This window comes from Dyadobacter sp. (assembly GCF_051859145.1).
Classification (GTDB): domain Bacteria; phylum Bacteroidota; class Bacteroidia; order Cytophagales; family Spirosomataceae; genus Dyadobacter.
In genome coordinates, this window is sequence record NZ_JBHYGF010000211.1 from 5524 (window position 1) to 7409 (window position 1886).

A 1886-nucleotide genomic window follows, 5' to 3' on the forward strand; every position below is an offset into this window, starting at 1 on the left:
CCCTCTGGGCAAGAATTTCTACTTCAACAGCGGTGTGAGAGGAAGGGTATCTTTTCCGAAAAAGCAACCTTACCTGCAAACAATCGGACTTGGTTACCGGAACGACCTGGTGCGGGGTTATGAGCTGTACGTGGTAGACGGGCAGGATTATGCGCTTCTCAAAAATGAATTGAAATACCGCCTGTTCTCTGTTCAAAAACATTTAAAGTTCATTCCGATCAGGCAGTTTAACACCATTCCACTGGCGGCCTATATCAATACTTTTGCAGATGCCGGCTATGTTAAAAACAGTTATCCTGAATTCAGCAACACGAGGCTTGGCAATTCCATGCTATATGGTGCAGGCGCGGGGCTGGACGTGGTAACTTTTTATAATATTGTAACCAGGTTCAATATCACACTGAATGCAAAAGGCGAGCGCCGGTTCTTTTTCAATGTTTCGAGAGAATTTTAGGCCCATTTCCGGAATTTGTATTTATCACTAAATTGCATTGAGCCGCAAAAACACAGACCAAGGCACGACTATTTTAACCGCACATTTAACCTGACCGAATGAAAATAATGTTTACGCCCATGAAATATTGTACTTATTGGACCACCATTATGCTTCTGGCGATCATAATGGTTGGTTGCGATACCAAGACAAATGAAAAATCCGAAGCCGCAACAGATTCCGTAGTTGTAGAACAACCGTCACAACCGGACCTTAACAGTGACCAGTCGGAGCTTCTGGATACCATTCTCGGGTCTGCCGACGATAATGAGCAAACTGTACTGAGAGGAGTTGCATTCGGAGATCCGGTAGCGAAAGTCAAAGCTGCCGAGACGTTTGAAATGTTTGAAGAAACACCCGATCACCTGGGCTACACGCACGAAACGAGCCGGCTTGAAACAATCGACGTTCAGTATTTTTTTGATAAGGACAAGAAGGTTAACCGGATTACCGTTGACGTTTACCTGAACAGCCCGGAGGCGACAAAACAGCTTTGGCGTGCAGGAAAGAGTTATTATACAGAAAGTCAGGGCGCCCCGAAAGAGGAGCCTAAGAAGATTTTCTGGAATGGAAAGTCTGTTCGCGTGAACATGGAAGATGTTTCCGAAGGCAAAGATTACGGGTTGAAATTCCAGTTTTACCCGGCAAATAAAAACGTACTGGCTGCAAACTAACATTTATGAAGACCAAAAATTCGATTATCCTGGCAGCATTGTGTCTGCTGTCTGTTCATGCATTTGCTCAAAAGAAATCTAAAAAAGACGAGGTAGTTACCATTGAGACCGATAAGGGTACAATGCGTTTTATCCTGTTTGACGAAACCCCGAAACACAAAGCCAACTTCATTAAGCTTGCCAAGGAAAACTTTTACGACGGCGTACTTTTCCACCGCGTAATCGATGATTTCATGATCCAGGGAGGCGATCCCAAATCGAAAAATGCCAAACCTGACGATAACCTGGGCAATGGGGAAAACGGGTACCGGATACCCGCTGAATTCAGCCCGAAACTGTTTCACCAGAAGGGCGCATTGGCTGCAGCCCGCGATAACAATCCCGCAAAAGAATCAAGCGGCTGTCAGTTTTATGTGGTAGAAGGTCGGAAATGGAGTAAAGACGATCTGGATAAGCAAGCCTCACGGGCAGCCCGCAAGCTTACCGACGCACAGCGGAAAGTATACGAGACTGTGGGAGGTACCCCGCATTTGGACGGTTCTTATACTGTGTTCGGTCAGTTGATCGACGGAATGGAAGTAATCGACAAGATTGCCTCTGTTGATAAAAATGAAAGAGACCGGCCGGAGAAAGATATCTCGATGAAGGTTTCTGTCAAAAACATGAAAAAGAAGAAGATTACAAGAAAATACGGCTGGAAATACGAGGCTTGATTTAGC

The 1886-nt window shown here is 45.2% G+C and carries 2 protein-coding genes and 1 pseudogene; all 3 read left to right on the top strand.

Annotation, left to right across the window (positions count from 1 at the left end):
* Positions 1-454, top strand: a pseudogene (locus tag ACTIE6_RS13285) (BamA/TamA family outer membrane protein); the annotation flags it as partial.
* 98 nt (positions 455-552) lie between these two features.
* Positions 553-1167 (top strand): hypothetical protein, encoded by a 615-nt coding sequence (locus ACTIE6_RS13290; protein WP_439557098.1) that lies wholly within the window; start codon positions 553-555, stop codon positions 1165-1167.
* 5 nt (positions 1168-1172) lie between these two features.
* Positions 1173-1880 (top strand): peptidylprolyl isomerase, encoded by a 708-nt coding sequence (locus tag ACTIE6_RS13295; protein WP_439557099.1) that lies wholly within the window; start codon positions 1173-1175, stop codon positions 1878-1880.
* The last annotated feature ends 6 nt before the right edge of the window (positions 1881-1886 follow it).